Source organism: Spirillospora sp. CA-142024 (assembly GCF_050942325.1).
GTDB lineage: Bacteria > Actinomycetota > Actinomycetes > Streptosporangiales > Streptosporangiaceae > Spirillospora.
Genome location: NZ_CP192077.1, coordinates 6,567,889 through 6,585,076, shown reverse-complemented (window position 1 = coordinate 6,585,076; position 17,188 = coordinate 6,567,889). Strand labels below are relative to the sequence as shown.

The 17,188-nt window shown below is 74.8% G+C and carries 10 protein-coding genes; 8 read left to right on the top strand and 2 right to left on the bottom strand.

Features of this window, described 5'->3' with window-relative positions:
• Window positions 1-12 precede the first annotated feature (12 nt).
• From ACQPZP_RS31125 to ACQPZP_RS31095, 7 genes are read left to right on the top strand one after another with little or no spacing between them, the layout of a single operon-like run.
• A complete protein-coding gene (locus ACQPZP_RS31125) occupies window positions 13-7,074 on the top strand; it encodes an SDR family NAD(P)-dependent oxidoreductase (RefSeq protein WP_433473272.1) in 7,062 nt (2,353 codons plus the stop codon).
• Window positions 7,071-11,318, top strand: a complete 4,248-nt coding sequence (locus ACQPZP_RS31120) for a beta-ketoacyl synthase N-terminal-like domain-containing protein (RefSeq protein WP_433473271.1) — start codon at window positions 7,071-7,073, stop codon at window positions 11,316-11,318. The genes ACQPZP_RS31125 and ACQPZP_RS31120 overlap by 4 nt, the downstream gene beginning before the upstream one ends.
• Complete coding sequence (locus ACQPZP_RS31115; protein ID WP_433473270.1) at window positions 11,315-11,593, top strand: acyl carrier protein; 279 nt, start codon at window positions 11,315-11,317, stop codon at window positions 11,591-11,593. Before ACQPZP_RS31120 ends, ACQPZP_RS31115 begins: the two co-directional genes overlap by 4 nt.
• On the top strand, window positions 11,586-12,380 hold the full coding sequence (locus ACQPZP_RS31110; RefSeq protein ID WP_433473269.1) for an alpha/beta fold hydrolase: 795 nt from the start codon (window positions 11,586-11,588) through the stop codon (window positions 12,378-12,380). The genes ACQPZP_RS31115 and ACQPZP_RS31110 overlap by 8 nt, the downstream gene beginning before the upstream one ends.
• A complete protein-coding gene (locus tag ACQPZP_RS31105) occupies window positions 12,377-13,597 on the top strand; it encodes a glycosyltransferase (protein WP_433473268.1) in 1,221 nt (406 codons plus the stop codon). Before ACQPZP_RS31110 ends, ACQPZP_RS31105 begins: the two co-directional genes overlap by 4 nt.
• On the top strand, window positions 13,594-14,370 hold the full coding sequence (locus tag ACQPZP_RS31100; RefSeq protein WP_433473267.1) for a hypothetical protein: 777 nt from the start codon (window positions 13,594-13,596) through the stop codon (window positions 14,368-14,370). Before ACQPZP_RS31105 ends, ACQPZP_RS31100 begins: the two co-directional genes overlap by 4 nt.
• A 58-nt stretch (window positions 14,371-14,428) precedes the next feature.
• Window positions 14,429-15,160 carry a maleylpyruvate isomerase family mycothiol-dependent enzyme gene (locus tag ACQPZP_RS31095; RefSeq protein ID WP_433473266.1) on the top strand — a complete coding sequence of 244 codons (732 nt, stop codon included), beginning with the start codon at window positions 14,429-14,431 and terminating at the stop codon, window positions 15,158-15,160.
• Here the strand turns inward: ACQPZP_RS31095 and ACQPZP_RS31090 are convergent.
• Window positions 15,148-16,050 carry a LysR family transcriptional regulator gene (locus ACQPZP_RS31090; RefSeq protein ID WP_433473265.1) on the bottom strand — a complete coding sequence of 301 codons (903 nt, stop codon included), beginning with the start codon at window positions 16,048-16,050 and terminating at the stop codon, window positions 15,148-15,150. The genes ACQPZP_RS31095 and ACQPZP_RS31090 overlap by 13 nt on opposite strands.
• 73 nt (window positions 16,051-16,123) lie before the next feature.
• Between ACQPZP_RS31090 and ACQPZP_RS31085 the strand changes: the two genes are divergently transcribed.
• Window positions 16,124-16,507, top strand: coding sequence for a RidA family protein (locus ACQPZP_RS31085; protein WP_433473264.1), 384 nt, complete (start codon window positions 16,124-16,126; stop codon window positions 16,505-16,507).
• A 26-nt stretch (window positions 16,508-16,533) separates the two neighbouring features.
• On the opposite strand, the gene ACQPZP_RS31080 is transcribed toward ACQPZP_RS31085, so the two are convergent.
• On the bottom strand, window positions 16,534-17,187 hold the full coding sequence (locus ACQPZP_RS31080) for a DUF1361 domain-containing protein (RefSeq protein WP_433473263.1): 654 nt from the start codon (window positions 17,185-17,187) through the stop codon (window positions 16,534-16,536).
• Between the last annotated feature and the right edge of the window lies 1 nt (window position 17,188).

Here is a 17,188-nt window from a genome sequence, read left to right as displayed (position 1 = left end):
GGGGGGCAGTGCATGACGGCGGACAGGGGCGAGTACGGCGGGGGGCCGGGGGACCGGCCCCGGACCGAGATCATCGGGGTCACCCCGTTCGGCCGCCCCGCACCTCATCTCGCCGTCGCCGTCGCGCGCGCGGGCGGCACCGGCGTCCTCGACCTCGGCACGGACCGGGAGACCGGGCTCGCCGCCCTCGCCGACGCCGGCCGCTGGTGGACGGGCCCGTTCGGCGTCCGCATCCCGGCCGGCTGCCGGGTGCGGCCCGCCGAGATCCCCGCCGCCGTCCGCACCGTCCTGGTCGACGCGCCGGCGCTGTGCTCCGACGGCACGCTGGACGTCGCCGGGTTCGCCCGCGGGCGCCGGCTCCTGATCGAGGTCGTCGGCCCGGACGAGGCCGCCGCCGTGATCCCGGTGGCGCGGGGCCTCGCCGGCGAGGTGGGCCTCGTCGCGCGCGGTGCCGAGGCCGGCGGGCGGGTAGGCGACCTGACCGCGTTCGTCCTGCTGCAGCGGCTCCTGGCCGACGTGGACGTCCCGGTGTACGCGGCGGGCGGGATCGGGCCGCACACGGCCGCGGCGGCGGTCGCCGGGGGCGCGGCCGGGGTCGTCCTCGACGTGCAGCTCGCGCTCGTCCGCGAGATGGACCTCCCGGACGACGTCGCCGCCGCGCTGGCGGCGATGGACGGAACCGAGACCACGATCGTCCACGGCCACCGCGTCTACACGCGCCCCGGTCTGCCGGAGATCGACCTCGCCGGGCTCGACCCGGTGCGGATCACCGCGCGGCTCGGCGCCACCGGGCTGCGGTCGCGGCTGCTCCCGGTGGGCCAGGACGGGCCGCTCGCCGCCGCGCTCGCCGGACGTCACAAGACCGCCGGGGGTGTCGTGCAGGCCGTCCGGGAGCAGATCGATCTGCACCTGCGCGCCGCCGTCCGGGCCGAGCCGCTCGCGCCGCGCCCGGAACCCGCCGCCGTGCAGGGGCCGATGACCCAGGTCAGCGACGGCTCCGCGTTCGCCGGCGCGGTCGCGCAGGACGGCGGGCTGCCGTTCCTCGCGCTCGCCCTGATGGACGCCGGCCGGGTGCGGACGCTGCTGCGCGAGACCGCGGACCGGCTCGGCGGGCGGCCCTGGGGCGTCGGCGTCCTCGGGTTCGCGCCGGCGGAGCTCCGCGAGGCCCAGCTCGCCGCCGTCCTCGAGGCCGGCCCGCCGTACGCGATCATCGCCGGGGGCCGTCCGGCGCAGGCGGCACCGCTGGAGGACGCCGGGATCAGCACGTACCTGCACGTCCCGTCCCCGGAGCTGCTCGACCGGTTCCTGGACGAGGGCGCCCGCAAGTTCGTCTTCGAGGGCGGCGAATGCGGCGGCCACGTCGGGCCGCACGCGAGCTTCCCGCTCTGGGACGCGCAGGTAGAGCGGCTGACGGCGTTCGACGGCGACGCGAGCGAGCTGTCGGTGATGTTCGCGGGCGGCGTCCACGACGAGCGGTCCGCCGCGATGGTGGCCGCGCTCGCGGGGCCGCTCGCCGAGCGCGGCGCCGACGTCCGCGTGCTGATGGGCACCGCGTACCTGTTCACCTCCGAGGCGGTCGCGACGGGGGCGATCCTGCCGGGCTTCCAGGACGTCGCCCTCGGTTGTGCCGGGACCGCGCTGCTGGAGACGTCCCCCGGCCACGCCACGCGCTGCGCCCGGACCCCGTACGTCCGGACGTTCGAGGAGACCCGCCGCGAGCTGGAACAGGTCGGGACACAGCGGCAGGAGGTGTGGCGCCGGCTGGAGAAGCTGAACCTCGGCCGCCTGCGCGTCGCCAGCAAGGGCCTGCGCCGCAGCTCGCCGGTGGACGCCGCCGGCCAGCGCGCCGAGGGCCTGTACATGATCGGGCAGGTCGCCGCGCTGCGCTCGGCCACCACCACCGTCGCCGCACTGCACGAGCAGGTCACCTCCGGCGCGACCGCGTTCCTGGCCGGCCGCGCCGCCGAACTGGGCGTCGCCGGGCCAGCGCCGGCACCGCGCGCGCCCCGCCCGGCCGACATCGCGATCATCGGCATGAGCTGCGTCTTCCCCGGCGCCGGCGACACCGACCGGTACTGGGCGAACATCGTCGGCGGCGTGGACTCGGTCACCGAGGTCACCCGCTGGGACCCGGAGATCTACTACTCCCCGTCCGCGGCGGGGAAGACGTCCTCGAAGTGGGGCGGCTTCCTCCCGGACGTCCCGTTCGACGCGCTCGCCTACGGCATTCCGCCCAACGCGCTCGGGAGCGTCGACCCGATCCAGCTCCTCTCGCTGGAGGTCGCGTCCCGCGCGCTGGCGGACGCGGGTTACGCCGACCGGCCGTTCGACCGGTCCCGGACATCGGTGGTCTTCGGCGCGGAGGGCGGCAACGACCTCGGCACCGCCTACGGGATGCGGGCGACGCTCCCGTCCTACTTCGGTGAGGTGCCGCCGGGGCTGGACGAGCAGCTGCCGCGCCCGACCGAGGACTCCTTCCCCGGCGTCCTCACCAACGTGATCGCCGGGCGGATCGCCAACCGGCTCGACCTCGGCGGCGCGAACCACACGGTGGACGCCGCCTGCGCGGCGTCGCTGGCCGCGCTCGACGCCGCCTGCAAGGACCTCGCCGCCGGCACCAGCGACATGGTGCTGTGCGGCGGCGCCGACCTCCACAACGGCATCCAGGACTACCTGCTGTTCTCGTCGGTGGGCGCGCTGTCGCCGTCCGGCCGCTGCGCCGCGTTCGACGCGTCGGCCGACGGCATCGCGCTCGGCGAAGGCGTCGCATGCGTCGTCCTCAAGCGCCTCGCGGACGCCGAACGCGACGGCGACCGCATCTACGCCGTCGTCAAGTCCGTCGCGGGGGCCAGCGACGGCCGCTCCCTCGGCCTCACCGCCCCCCGCCCCGAAGGCCAGCGCCGCGCCCTGGAACGCGCCTACGAGCGCGCGGGCATCGCCCCCGCGGCCGTCGGACTGGTCGAGGCGCACGGAACCGGTACCGAGGTCGGCGACAGGACGGAACTGGCGACGCTGTCCTCGGTGTTCTCTTCGGCCGCGCCGGGCGGCGTCACGCTCGGGTCCGTGAAGTCGCAGATCGGCCACACCAAATGCGCGGCCGGGCTCGCCGGGCTCATCAAGACCGCGTACGCGCTGCACACCGGCGTGCTGCCGGGGACGCTGCACCTCGTCCGTCCCAACTCGGAGTGGACGCCCGACGGCCCGTTCGCGTTCGGCGACGGCGCCCGGCCCTGGGCCGTCCCGCCGGGCGAACGGTACGCGGGGCTGAGCGGCTTCGGATTCGGGGGCGCGAACTTCCACGCCGTCCTGTCCGGATACGACGGCGCGCCCGAGCCGGTGTCCGGGCTCGCCGAATGGCCCGCCGAGCTGTTCCTGATCAGGGGAGCCGACCGGGACACCGCACGCGCCCGGATCGACCGGCTGACCGGCCTGCTCTCGCGCGGACCCCGGTTGCGCGACCTGGCCCGCGCCGCCGCCGCGGTCGAAGGACCGGTGCAGGTGGCGCTGGTCGCCTCGGGCCTGGACGACCTCCGGGAGAAGCTCGCGCTCGCGGCCGAGTTCCGCCCGGCGCCGGGCGTCTTCGTCGCGTCCGGCGAGCCGGGGCAGGTCGCGTTCCTCTTCCCGGGGCAGGGCAGCCAGCGGCCCGGCATGCTCGCCGACCTCTTCGTCGCGTTCCCCCGCCTCCAGCGCCTGCTGCGGCTGGCCGGCGGGCGGTACGCGCCCGCGATGTTCCCGCCCGCGGCGTTCACCCGGTCGGAGTCCCGCCGGCACCGGGCCGATCTCACCGACACGCGGATCGCCCAGCCCGCACTCGGCATCGCCGGACTCGCCGTCCACCGCCTGCTCACCGCTGTCGGCGTCCACCCGGACCTCGCCGCGGGGCACAGCTACGGCGAGCTCGTCGCGCTGTGCGCCGCCGGCGTCTTCGACGACGCGGGCATGGTCGAGCTGAGCGCCGTCCGCGCCGCCGCGATCCTGTCCGCCGCCGGGGAGGACCCGGGCGCGATGGCCGCGGTCGGCGCGACGCCGCGGGAGGTCCGCGAGGCGCTGGCCGGGGTCTCCGAGATCGTCGTCGCCAACCACAACGCGCCACGCCAGGTCGTGATCTCCGGATCGTCCGCGGGACTGGAGCGCGCGCTGGCCGTCCTGTCCGCCGCGGGGCTCCCCGCCGAGCGGATCCCGGTCGCGTGCGCGTTCCACAGCCCGCTCGTCGCCGCCGCGTCCGCCGACCTGCGCGCCGATCTCCTCGGCCGCGACCTGCGCTCACCGGCCTTCCCGGTCTGGTCGAACACGACCGCCGCCCCGTACGAGAGCGACCCGGCCGAGCTCGCCGCCACGCTCGCCGGGCAGCTCGCCGCGCCCGTCCGCTTCGTCGAGCAGATCGAGGCGATGTACGGCGCGGGCGCCCGCACCTTCGTCGAGGCCGGTCCCGGACGCGTCCTCACCGGCCTCGTCGGCAGGATCCTCGGCGATCGTCCGCACACCGCCGTGAGCTGCGACGCCCCCGGGGAGAACGGCGTCACGGGACTCCTGCACGCGCTCGCCGAGCTGGCCGCCGCCGGTGTCCCGGTCGACCCGCTGCCGCTGTTCTCCGGCCGCGGCGCCCGCCCGCTCGCGGCGGAGCCCGCGCCCGCGCCCGGATGGCTCGTCAACGGTCACCTCGTCCGGACCGCCGACGGCGGCTACCCGGCGGGCGCGCTCCGCCCCGCCGAACGCATCGAGAGCCCCGGTCGCCCGGGCTCCGCGGCCGCCGTCCTGGAGTACCTGCGCACGGGCCGGGAGATGATCGCGGCGCAGCGCGAGGTGGTCCTCCGGCATCTGGCCGCGCACACGGCGGGTCCTCGTCCGGTCCCGGCGCCCCGTCCGGTCCTTCCGGGCGAGACGCTGCCGGACGACGAGCCGTCCGCCAAGGGGTCACCGGACGCCGAGGCTCCGCGCGACGCCCGCGCCACCGTCCGCGCCGTGATCAGCGCGCGCACCGGCTACCCGGAGGACATGCTGGAGGACGGCCTGAACCTGGAGGCGGACCTCTCCATCGACTCCATCAAGCGCGCGGTCATCGTCGGCGAGCTGGCCGACCGCGCCGGCGTGGCCGCGCCCGACCACCTCACCGGAGTCACGACCATCGGCGAGATCGCCGACTGGCTCAGCGGCAGTCTGGACACCCCGGCCGAATCACCCGCCGTCCCGCGCCCCGCGCACCCCGCCGCGGCCCACGTGACGACCGCGGCCCTCTCCGGAGGCCCATCACGAGCGGAGACATCAGCGCGCGACGCCGAACCCGCCGAGCAGCAGCCGGTGCCCGCCGAGGAACACGCTGTGCCCGTTGAAAAGCAGACGGCGCCTGTCGAGGAACACCCGGTGCCGGTCGTGGAGCAGGCGGCGTTCGTTGAGCGGGGCGGGGCGTCTGCCGAGGAGCACGCTTTGTCCGTTGAGCCGGATGTGGTGCCTGTTGAGCGGCAGGCGATGCCGGTCGAGCGCCCGGTGCCGGTCGTGGAGCAGGCGGCGTTCGTTGAGCGGGGCGGGGTGTCTGCCGAGGAGCACGCTTTGTCCGTTGAGCCGGACGTGGTGCCGGTCGAGAAGCACGCGGTGCCCGTTGGGCTGGTCGGGGTGTCCGTCGAGGTGGACCCTGCGCCTGTCGAGGAGCACTCGCCTCGCGGGGGTGGGGTGGTGCGGCAGGTCGTGCGGGTCGTGGATCTGGAGGCGCTACCGGTGCCGCCGGAGTCGGGAACGGCGTTCGCCGGGCGGCGATTCCTCGTCGTGGACGACGGCTGCGGTGTCGCGCTGGAGCTGGCCGACCTGCTGGAGCGGCACGGCGCGCAGGTGCGGACGCCGCTGGACGTCGACGGTCCCTGCGACGGGCTCGTCCATCTGGGGGCGCTGCGGCCGGGTGCGGCGAACGTGCTGCCGCAGGCGTTCGAGGGCATCCGCGACGCGCTGGCCGGGGGGCTCCGGTGGCTCGTCCTCGCGAGCGGGGCCGGCGGGACGTTCGGGCGGCGGTTCGACGGCGGCGGCATCGGGGACCCCGGGCCGGGGGCGGGCCTGCGCGGACTGGCCCGGACCGTCGCGCTGGAGTATCCCGAGGTGCTCGTCCGGGCGCTGGACGTGGACACCAAGGACACCCCGCGTGCGATCGCCCACCGGATCATGGCCGAGCTGCTGACCGCGGACGCGCCGGTCGTGGTGGGGCACGAGGGGGGCCTGCGGCACGGGCTCGACGTGGTGCCGGCCGAGCCGCCGCCGGAGAGGGCGCTGGACCTCGGGCCGGACGGCGTCGTCCTGCTGACCGGGGGCGCGCGTGGGATCACCGCGCGGGTCGCCCTGGAGCTGGCCCGGACGAGCGGCTGCCACATCGAGGTCATGGGACGCACCCCGGAACCGGCCGGCGAGCCCGAGTTCCCGGACGTCCCCGACGAGGCCGGGCTGCGCAGGACGCTCGTGGCGAGCGGCGAAAGCCGGCCCGCCGAGATCGAGGCGACGGTCCGGAGGATCCTGACCGAGCGGGAGATACGCCGGAACCTGGCGGCGCTGGAAGAGCACGCGGCGTCCGTCCGGTACCACGCGGGAGACGTCCGGGAACCGCACGTGGTCCGGGACGTCGTCGACGGGATCCATCTCCGTCACCGGCGGCTGGACGGGGTGATCCACGGCGCCGGGCTCGTCGAGGACCGGCTCATCCGGGACACGACGCCCGAGTCGTTCGCGCGGGTGTACCGGACGAAGGCGGACGGCGCCGCCGCGCTCGTCCAGGCGGTCCGGCCGGGCCTCGGGTTCTTCGTGGTCTTCGGCAGCGTCGCCGGTGTGCACGGCAACCGCGGGCAGGCCGGGTACGCGGCCGCCAACGACGCCTGCGACACGCTCGCGCACGTGTGGCGGACCCGGCTGCGCGGGCGCGTGCTCGTCGCCGACTGGGGCCCGTGGGCGGGCGGCGGGATGGTTTCGCCGGAACTGGCCCGCGCCTACGAGGAGCGCGGCGTCGGCCTGATCGACCCGGACGCGGGGGCGGCGGCCCTGCTCAGGGAGCTCGCGCACGGGGACGAGACGCAGGTCGTGCTCACCGGGACCGTCCGGTGAGCGACGCGCGCGAGCCGATCGCGATCGTCGGCGCCGGAGCCGTGTTCCCGGGTGCGGGGTCGGCGGCCGAACTGTGGCGCAACGTCCTCGACGGATTCGACGCGATCACCGACGTGCCGGCCGGCCGGTGGGACCCGGCGCTCTACTACGACCCCGGAGCGTACGGGCGGGAGCCGGAGAGCGACCGGTTCTACTGCCGGCGCGGCGGGTTCGTCGACGAGCAGGCCACCGTCGACCCGGCCCGGTTCGGGATCATGCCCGCGGCGGTGCGGGGGATGGAACCCGACCAGCTCATCGCGCTGCGGGTCGCCGCGGACGCGATCGCGGACGCGGGCGGCGAGGAGCGGCTGCCCGACCGGTCCAGGATCGGCGTGGTCATCGGCCGCGGCGGCTACATCACCCCGGGCGTGGCGCGGTTCGACCAGCGGGTGCGGACGTCCCACCAGGTCGCCGGGGTCCTCGCCGAGCTGGTGCCGGAACTCGGGACGCGGCGGCTGGAGGAGATCCGCCGGGCGTTCTGCGAGCGGCTGGGCCCGGACGGCCCGGACGCCTCGATCGGGCTCGTGCCGAGCTTCGCCGCGGCCCGCGTCGCCAACCGGTTCGATCTGCGCGGCCCCGCCTACACGCTGGACGCGGCGTGCGCGTCGTCGCTGCTCGCGGTCGAGCACGCCGTGCGGGCGCTGCGCGGCGGTCAGGCCGACGCGATGCTGGCCGGGGCCGTCCACCACACCCACCACGTCACCGTCTGGAGTGTCTTCAGCCAGCTGCGCGCGCTCAGCCCGAGCGAGACGATCCGGCCGTTCGACCGGGCCGCGGACGGGACGCTCCTCGCGGAGGGCACCGGCGTCGTCCTGCTCAAGCGGCTGTCGGACGCGCGGCGGGCGGGCGACCGGATCCACGCGGTGATCCTGGGCGCCGGGTCGTCGAGCGACGGCCGCGCGGCGAGCATCATGAGCCCGCTGGTGGACGGCCAGGTGCTCGCGGTCGAGCGGGCCTGGCGCGATGCGGGACTCGACCCGGCGGCGCCCGGCGCGGTCGGGCTGGTCGAGGCGCACGGCACCGCGACCCCGGCGGGCGACGAGGCGGAGCTCGCGACGCTCCGCCGCGTGTTCGGGACCGGCGGCGCGCCGATCGGCCTGGGCACGGTCAAGTCGATGATCGGGCACGCGATGCCCGCCGCCGGGATCGCCGGCCTGATCAAGGCCGCGTTCGCGCTGCGCGACGGCGTGCTGCCGCCGACGCTGCACGCGGACGACCCGCATCCGGCGTTGGAGGACGGCCGGCTGCGGCTCGTCCGGGAGGCGGCCGAGTGGGTGCGCGGCGACGGACCGCGCCGGGCCGCGGTCAACGCGTTCGGCTTCGGCGGCGCCAACGCCCACGTGATCCTGGAGGAGCCGCCCGCCGCCCGGAGGGCGCGGCGGCGCAGGCTCGACACGCCGCCGTCGGACGAGGGCGTCCTGAGGCTGGCCGCGCGGACGGCCGGGGAACTCGCCGACGCGCTGGCCCTCCCGGACGAGGAGCTTCTCGCCCGGGTCCGCGACGACGCCCCCGACCTGCCGTGCCGTCTCGCCATCGTCGGCCCCACGCCGCGCAGGCTCGATTTGGCGCGCGCCGTCGTCCAGCGCGGGACCGCCTGGCGGGGCCGGAGCGACGTGTGGTTCTCGCCCCGGCCGCTGCTCGCGGAGGGCGGCCGGCTCGCGTTCCTGTTCCCCGGGTTCGAGCCCGCCTTCGATCCGCGCGTGGACGACGTCGCCGAGCACTTCGGGATGCCGAGACCCGAGCTGACCGGACGGACGGACATGATCGGCCACGCCGCCGACGTCCTGCGCGTCGGGCGCCTGCTGGCGGCGGCGCTCGCCGAGCTCGGCGTCGAGCCCGATGTCGCCGCGGGCCACAGCCTCGGCGAGTGGACGGCGATGATCGTCGCCGGGATGTACGAGGCGGACGCGGCAGAGGCGTTCCTCGACGCACTCGACGGCGAGGCGCTGGACGTTCCCGACGTCGTGTACGGGGCGCTCGGCTGCGGCGCGGAGCAGGCGCGGGAGGCCATCGGCGGACGTCCCGGGGTCTTCGTCAGCCACGACAACTGCCCGCACCAGTCGGTGATCTGCGGTCCGGCCGGGGAGGTCCGCGAGGTCCTCGGACGGCTGGCGTCCGAGGGGATCCTCGGGCAGGAGCTTCCGTTCCGGACGGGCTTCCACACGCCGCTCGCCGAAGCCTACGAGAAGCAGGTGCAGCACTCGTTCGAGGCGCTGGCGATCCGCGAGCCCCGGGTCCCGCTGTGGTCGGCGGCGACGGTCGCCCCGTTCCCGCGCTCCGCGTCCGAGGTGCGCGAGCTCGTCGTCCGCCACCTGCTCGAACCCGTCCGGTTCAGCGAGCTGATCGAGGAGCTGTACGGCACGGCGCACGTCCGGGCCTTCGTGCAGGTGGGGCCGGGCAGCCTCACCGGCTTCGTCGCCGACCGCCTCGGCGACCGCGAGCATCTCGCCATGGCCGTGAACCTGCCGAAGCGGGACGGGATGGCCCAGCTCCGCCGCGTCGTCGCGGCGCTGTGGGCCGAGGGCTACGGCGCGTCGCCGCCGGCCCCGCCGCCGGCGGCGGGGATGCGGCTGGACCTGGGGACGCCGCTGGTCAGGCTGGACGGCGCGGTGCCGCCCATCCGGCTGACCCCCGGGGTGCCGGCGCTGCCGGACGACGATCCCGTCGTGGCCGAGCTGGAGGCGCTGCTCAACGACGCGTCGAGCGGGGCACAGTCCGTCCTGGAGGCGCTCGGCGGCGGGGCCGCGCCCGCGCACGCGCCGCAGGCGGACGCGTCGCCCGTGGCCGCCGAGCTGAGCGTCTCCCGTTCCTTCTCGATCGAAGCGATGCCCAGCCTGCGGGATCACTGCGTGGTCCCGCAGGCCCCCGACTGGCCGGACACGTCGGACAGATTTCCGATCGTCCCGCTGGCCACGCTGCTGGAGGTCATGGCCGACACCGCACGCGAGCTGCTGCCCGACATGGTGGTGGTCGGGTTCGAGAACGTCCGCGCGGTCCGGTGGATCGTCGTGGACCCGGCGACCACCGCCGACATCCACGCCTCCCTCATCGAGGAAGGCGACCGGCCTCGCAAGGTGAAGGTCGTCGTCCACGGGCACGCCGACGGGACCGTCCTGCTCGCCGAGCGTCACCCGGTGCCGCCCGTACCGGACCGGACGCCGCTGACCATCGAGGGTCCGCCGATCGTCACCGCCGAACGGCTCTACGAGGAACGCTGGATGTTCCACGGCCCGCTCTTCCGTGGCATCACCGAAATCACGGCGCTCGCCGAGGACGGTGTACGCGCCGTCCTGACCTCGTTGCCCACGCCGGGCGCACTCATAGACGCCGCAGGTCAGCTCTGCGGCCACTGGATCCAGGTGTACGGAGACACCAACCAGACGGTGTTCCCCGTGGGGATCGAACGGGTCGCCCTCTACGGACCGTTGCCGCCCGCTGGGGAGCAACTGGTGACGACCATCTGGAACCAGTCGCTGACCGACACCACCATGCGTTGCTCGGCGGAGATGCTTCTGGAGAACGGGACGGTGTGGGCGCGCATCGACGGATGGACCACGCACCGCTTCTACACCGACGAAGCCCTCTGGCGGATGAAGTTCACCCCGGAGGTGTCGGGAACGGGGGAGCCGCAACCCGGCGGATGGTGCCTGGCGCGCAAACGGTGGGACGGCACCGCCTCCCGCGACCTCCTGATGCGCCAGTACCTCTGCGCAAGCGAACGCGCCGAGTACGAGGCGCTTCCGCCGCTCGATCAAGGTCCGTGGCTGCTCGGGCGGATCGCGGCCAAGGACGCCGTCCGGAACCACCTCTGGCGCAACGGACACGGCCCCCTGTTCCCCGCCGAACTGACCGTCCGGGACGGTCCGGTCGTGACGGGACCGTTCGACGAGCCCCTCACCGTCTCCATCGCCTCCAACACCGAACTGGGCGTGGCCCTGGTGCGGGCCGGTCACGAACCGGCCGGCATAGGGCTCGCCCTGGACGAGAAGGACGCAAGGGTCCGCGCGGCCGAACAGGCGGTGCTGCAGTCGATGGACGCGGGATCGGAACGTCCCGAACTGGTCGTGACCGTCGCCGACGCCGAACGGCTCCTCATCGCGGCCGACGGGACGGTCACCACCGTGGAGACACGCGAACTCGAAGGACACGTCGTCGCCTGGACGGCCGCGTCCGGTGGAACGGACCTGGAGGAGAGCCGAGTATGACCGACGTCCTGTCCGAGGTCGTCCGGATGCTGACCGATGTCGTGGGGGAGGACTTCCTCCTCGACGTGGAGGTCGGCCCCGACACCAGCTTCGGCGACGACCTCGCCCTGGAGAGCATCGAATTCGTCGCCCTGGTCGACCGGCTCCGTGCCCACTACGGCGACCGCGTCGACTTCCCCGCGTTCATCGCCGGTCTGGACCTCGACCAGCTCATCAACCTGACCGTCGGCGACGTGGTGGACCACATCACGGCGGCGGAGCGGGCGCATGCCTGAGGTGACCGCGCGCGGCCTCCGCTTCCACGTCCAGGAATGCGAAGGGGACGGCCCCGTCGTGGCGTTCGTCCACGGCCTCGCGATCGACAACCTGTCGAGCTTCTACTACACGCTCGCGTCCCCGGTCGCCGAGGCCGGGGCCCACTGCGTCCTGTACGACCAGCGCGGGCACGGCCTGACCGAGCGCCCGCCGGCCGGATACACAGTCCAGGACTCGGTGGCGGACCTCTTCGCCGTCCTCGACGCCCTGGGCCACCACCGCGTCCATCTGGTCGCGAACAGCTTCGGCGGGGTCATCGCGCTGAACGCCGCCCTCCTGCGTCCGGACCGTGTCGCCGGGCTCGTCCTCATCGAGGCGCACGGCCCGGGGGAGGGGCCGCTCTGGCACGAAGACCTTCTGAACACGCTGGCGAAGTCGGCGCTCTCGCTGGAGTACGAGCGGACCGCCGACCGGCTCCTGGCCTCCGGCCGGCGCCGTCTCGGGCGTCTCACCGCGACCGCGGGCGCCCTCCTCAACGGCACGACGCTCGTGGACGACCTCGCCGCGGCCGAACCCGTCCGTCCCGCCGGCCTGGCCGCGCTGACCTGCCCCGTCCTCGCGATCTACGGGCAGCATTCGGACGTGGCGGACGCGGGCCGGCTGCTGCTCCACCACGTCCCGGACTGCACGCTGCACACGATGACCGGCCACGCCCACACGGTGCTGCGGGAGGGGACGGCCGATATCCTGGAGGTCCTGTTGCCCTGGCTCGCCCACCACGCCGGCGCGCAGAAGGCCGCCCGATGAGCCGCCGCGTCCAGGTCCCGTCCCTGCTCGGCGACGCCGGGATCCGGCGGGCGGGCACGCCGGAACGCCGCTTCCTGTTCGCCGTCCCGCCGCTCACCGGGCACGTCAACCCGGCCGCCGCGGTCGCCGCCGAACTCGCCCGCCGCGGCCACAAGATCGCCTGGACGGGGCATCCCGCCTTCCTCCAGCCGCTGCTGCGCCCCGGCTCACGCGTCTTCAGCGCCGGCGGCGACGCCTTCGGCACGCACCTGCTCACCGTCCGCGACGAGCACCTGCGGCTGCGCGGCGGCGCCGCGCTCCGCTTCCTGTGGGAGGAGTTCATCGTCCCGCTGGGCCACGCGATGATGCCCGGTGTCGAGACCGCGATCGACCGGTTCCGCCCGGACGTGGTGGTCTCCGACCAGCTCGTCCTCGCCGCCCCGGTCGCGGCCCGGCGCCGGGAGATCCCCTGGGCGACGTCCGCGACGACGTCCGCCGAGTTCACCCGGCCGCTCGCCGGCATGCCGAAGGTCGAGGAGTGGGTGCGCGAGCGGATCGGCGGCTTCCAGCTCGACCACGGCATCGACGACCTGCTCGACCTGCGCTTCTCCGACCACCTCGTGCTGATCTTCTCCACCGGCGCGCTGATCGGCGACATCTCGTTCTTCCCCGACCACTTCGCCTTCGTCGGACCAGCGCTGGGCCGTCCCACGCCGAGGGCGTTCCCGTGGGAGCGGCTGGACGGGCGTCCCGCCGTCCTGGTCTCGCTCGGCACGATCAACGGCCCGTCCGGCGAGCGGTTCTTCCGGGTCGCCGCCGAGGCCGTTCGCGGCCTGGACATCCAGGCGATCTTCGTGGCGCCGCCCGGCCTGCTGGAGGACTCGCCGCCGAACGTCCTCGTCCGCGAGCACGTCCCGCAGCTCAAGCTCCTCGAACGGCTGTCGGCGGTGGTCTGCCACGGCGGCCACAACACGGTCTGCGAGACGCTCTCGCACGGCCTGCCGCTGGTGGTCGCCCCGATCCGGAACGACCAGCCGGTCATCGCCCGCCAGGTGGAGGCCGCCGGGGCCGGTGTCGCCGTCCGGTTCACCCGCGTGCGGCCGGGCGAGCTCCGGAACGCGCTCACGACCGTCCTCGCGGACGGGCCGCACCGCCGCGCCGCCGGGCGCATCCGGGACTCCTTCGCCGCGGCGGGCGGCGCCGCCGAGGCCGCCGACCGCCTGGAGAAGCTGGCGTGACCGGCCTGGCCGCGGCGCCGGAGGTCCGGCTGACGGCCTACATCTTCGAGCAGGTCCACGGCGCGCCGCCGGAGACGATCCGCCACGTCCGCGGGGCCCTGCCGCTGCTGGACGGCCTGGACGTCCCGCTGCCATGGGGCGTGGTCGTGGCCGCGAGCCGCTCCGCCGGCGGAGCGACATCGCTCTACTCGATGAACCACCACACGGAGGGCGCCGTCGCACCTTCCCGGGCGGGCGCCTGGGCCCGCGAGTGCGACGAGATCCTGCGTGCCCGGGCCGCCCCGGGAACCCGTCTCGTGGTGAACCGTGAGCTGCCGGCGGTGACGGGCCTGCTCACCGGCGCCGAGACCAGGCACGCCACCGCCTTGGCACTGCGCGACCTGCACGGCGGGCCCGCCGCCGACGCGCCGCCGAACCCGCGCTGCGACCTGGCCGGGTCGGGTCTGCGTCTCCTGGTGATCGACGTCGGCGCCCGGCACCCCGCCGCCGTCCCGCCCGCGGACCCGGGCGCGGCCGGACGAGCCGCCGCCGCACTGCGGGCGGGCCGCCCGTCCGCCCTCGGCCCGCTGCTGACCGACGCCCACGGCCCCGGCGACCCGGTCCACGACGACGCCCTGGAGGCCGCGCTGGACGCCGGTGCGCTCGGCGGCCGGACGATCGGAGCCTGCGTGGTGGCGCTGACGCCGCTGGAGACCGTCCTCGACGTCCGGAGACGGGTCACGTCACGCCTTGCGCCCGTCCTGCCCCGGCCACCCCGCTACCTGACGATCTGAGGCTTTCTGGCCAACGTTGGACACCTCAGAACCGAATGCAATTCGGTATGGTGGCGCCATGGCGGACATCTTCGACGATCTGGCCGCGGAGTACCGCCGGCTGGACGCGGTCCTGGAATCCCTTTCGCCCGAGCAGTGGTCGCGGCCGTCCGACGCCGAGGGCTGGACCGTCGCCGACGTCGTCCTGCATCTCGTGCAGACCGAGGAAGTGATCACGGACCCGTCCATCGGGGAGGGGACGGCCTTCCTGGCCTCCGCGGAGACCGTGGACGGCATGGCCGCGGACATGGTCGCCGCCGAGCGCGGGATATCCCCGCCCGACCTCCTGGCGCGCTGGCGGAAGGCCGCCTTCGCGACGCCGGACGCGCTGCGCGCGCACCCGCCCGGCACGCGCCTCTCCTGGGTGAGGACGTCGCTGTCTCCGCGCACGCTGGCCACGACGAGGCTCGCCGAGCACTGGGCCCACGCGCTGGACATCACCGTTCCGCTGGGCATCGACCACCCCGACACGGCCCGGATCCGCCACATCGCCTGGCTGGCCCACCGCACCTTGCCCTACGCCTTCTCCGTCGAAGGGCTCCCTGACGCTTCCGTCTTCTGCGACCTCACCGCCCCGGACGGAACGCGCTGGACGTTCGGCGACCCCTCCGCCCCGTCCCGCGTCACCGGCCCGGCGTCGGATTTCTGCCGCGTCGGCGCCCGCCGCCTGGCCCCCGGCCGGTCCGGCCTGACCGCCGAAGGCCCGCACGGCGCCGACGCGCTGCGCGTCCTCCGCAACTACGCCGCCTGAGCACCGCGGACGACCGCCAGCAGGTTCGCGACGAGCGGGCCCGGGTCGTCCCGGCGCCATGCCAGCGCGACCCGCGTCCGGGCGCCGCCGGGCTCGATCCGGCGGAAGGCGACGCCCTTGAGCCGGATGCGCCGGATGCTCTCGGGCGCCAGCGAGACGCCCAGCCCCGCTTCCACGAGGGCGCAGACCGTCTGCCATTCCACCGCGTGCTGGATCACGCGGGGCGCGAACCCGGCCGCCCCGCACAGGGCGATGATCTGGTCGTGCAACTGGGGGCCGGCCGCGCGGGGCAGGAGCACGAAGGGGACGTCCGCGAGCCGCCCGAGCCGCACGGTCCGCTGCCCCGCCAGGGGGTGCGCGGACGGCAGGACGGCCACGAAGGGCTCGGTCAGCACGGTCTCGAAGGCGAGCCCCGGCTCGTCCGCCGGCGGCTCGCGCAGCAGGCCGGCGTCGATCGTCTTGTCGTGCAGGGCGGTGAGCTGCGGCGCACTGGTCATCTCGCAGATGTCCAGGTCGACGCCGGGGAAGCGGTCCCGGAAGGTGCGGAGCAGGCCCGGCAGGACGGTCAGCGCGAGGGACGCGGCGAAGCCGATCCGCAGCCGCCCGGCCCGGCCGTCGCCGGCGGCCCGCGCCGAGGCCAGGCCCGCAGCCAGGCCGGCGAGGGCGCCGCGGGCGGCCGGCAGCAGCTCCAGGCCGGCCGGGGTGAGGACGACGCGTCCCGGCTCGCGGCGGAACAGGGCGTGCCCGACCTTGTCCTCCAGACGGCGGATCTGCTGGCTCAGCGGCGGCTGCGCGATGCCCAGGCGGCGGGCGGCGTGGCCGAAGTGGAGCTCCTCGGCGAGGACGACGAACGCGTGCAGCTGCGCGAGGGGGAGTTCGGGACGCTCCATACCTCTAGAGATATCAGGTGATGGCGAAGGCAGTATTAGACGTATCGCCGCCCGGTCATCTAGCTTTCGGGCCATGACGGAGCGACGTGCGATCCTCAGCGGCTCGACGTTCGAGGAGCAGATCGGCTATGCCCGCGCCGTGGTGGACGGCGACTGGGTGCACGTGTCGGGGACGACCGGGTTCGACTACGCCACCATGACGATCTCCGGCGACGTGGTGGAGCAGGCGGAGCAGTGCCTGCGCAACGTCGAGGCCGCGCTCTCGGAGGCGAAGTGCGGCTTCGCCGACGTCGTGCGCGTCCGGTACCTGCTGCCCGACCGGGCGGACTTCGAGCCCTGCTGGCCGGTGCTGCGCCGCTGCTTCGGCGAGGTGCGGCCGGCGGCGACGATGATGGTGTGCGGCCTCGCCGACCCCCGGATGAAGATCGAGATCGAGGTCTGCGCGCGCAGGTCCTGACGCTGCCCCGCCAGTGGCGGGATCCGTCAGGAGGTGAGGGTCGTGTGGAGGTGGCGGGCGCTTTTCAGGGTGGCCTTGAACGATGCCTCGGCTATGGCCTTGGTCATGAAATGGCATGTCCATGTGACCAGGAAGGTGGCCAGGATCAGGACGGGAGCCCATGTCCAGGTCAGATGGACGAATATGCGTTCGAGGGTGGCGTGCGGGTCGACGACGGGTTCCCAGCTGTTCAGGCGGGCCCAGCGTCCGAGGAAGATGCCGATGGCGCAGAGGGCGTGCGCGGCCAGCGCGACCCGGCCCTGCCAGTCGCCCAGCCCGACTCGGGCCAGGTGGCGGAGCGCGGCCGACAGCGCGAGGTAGTAGGCCAGGAAGCCCGATCCGATGAGGACGGCGTAGACCGGGAGGATGGCGGTGACGACGGGTCCGCCGCGGTCGGCCATGAGGATGTCGCCGCGCAGGTGCACCAGGTCGGTGACGACGTAGGGCGCGTTCGGCAGGAAAAGGACAAAAAGGGTCAGACCTGCCCACCAGAACGGCGACCGGGATACGCGCTGCCCGCGGAAGAGCAGGCAGGCGAGGAGCACCGGAATCCACGCCAGGAAGGTGTTCCAGCCCATCCACCAGGCGTCCCGGCGGAGAACGTCGACCAGATTCGGTGCCACCTGCTCCAGAAGCCCCATG

Coding starts and splice junctions, on each gene's coding strand:
- ACQPZP_RS31110 (WP_433473269.1), top strand. CDS start 11,586: ATGCCTGAGGTGACCGCGCGCGGCCTCCGCTTCCACGTCCAGGAATGC.
- ACQPZP_RS31090 (WP_433473265.1), bottom strand. CDS start 16,050: ATGGAGCGTCCCGAACTCCCCCTCGCGCAGCTGCACGCGTTCGTCGTC.
- ACQPZP_RS31085 (WP_433473264.1), top strand. CDS start 16,124: ATGACGGAGCGACGTGCGATCCTCAGCGGCTCGACGTTCGAGGAGCAG.
- ACQPZP_RS31080 (WP_433473263.1), bottom strand. CDS start 17,187: ATGGGGCTTCTGGAGCAGGTGGCACCGAATCTGGTCGACGTTCTCCGC.
- ACQPZP_RS31095 (WP_433473266.1), top strand. CDS start 14,429: ATGGCGGACATCTTCGACGATCTGGCCGCGGAGTACCGCCGGCTGGAC.
- ACQPZP_RS31115 (WP_433473270.1), top strand. CDS start 11,315: ATGACCGACGTCCTGTCCGAGGTCGTCCGGATGCTGACCGATGTCGTG.
- ACQPZP_RS31105 (WP_433473268.1), top strand. CDS start 12,377: ATGAGCCGCCGCGTCCAGGTCCCGTCCCTGCTCGGCGACGCCGGGATC.
- ACQPZP_RS31125 (WP_433473272.1), top strand. CDS start 13: ATGACGGCGGACAGGGGCGAGTACGGCGGGGGGCCGGGGGACCGGCCC.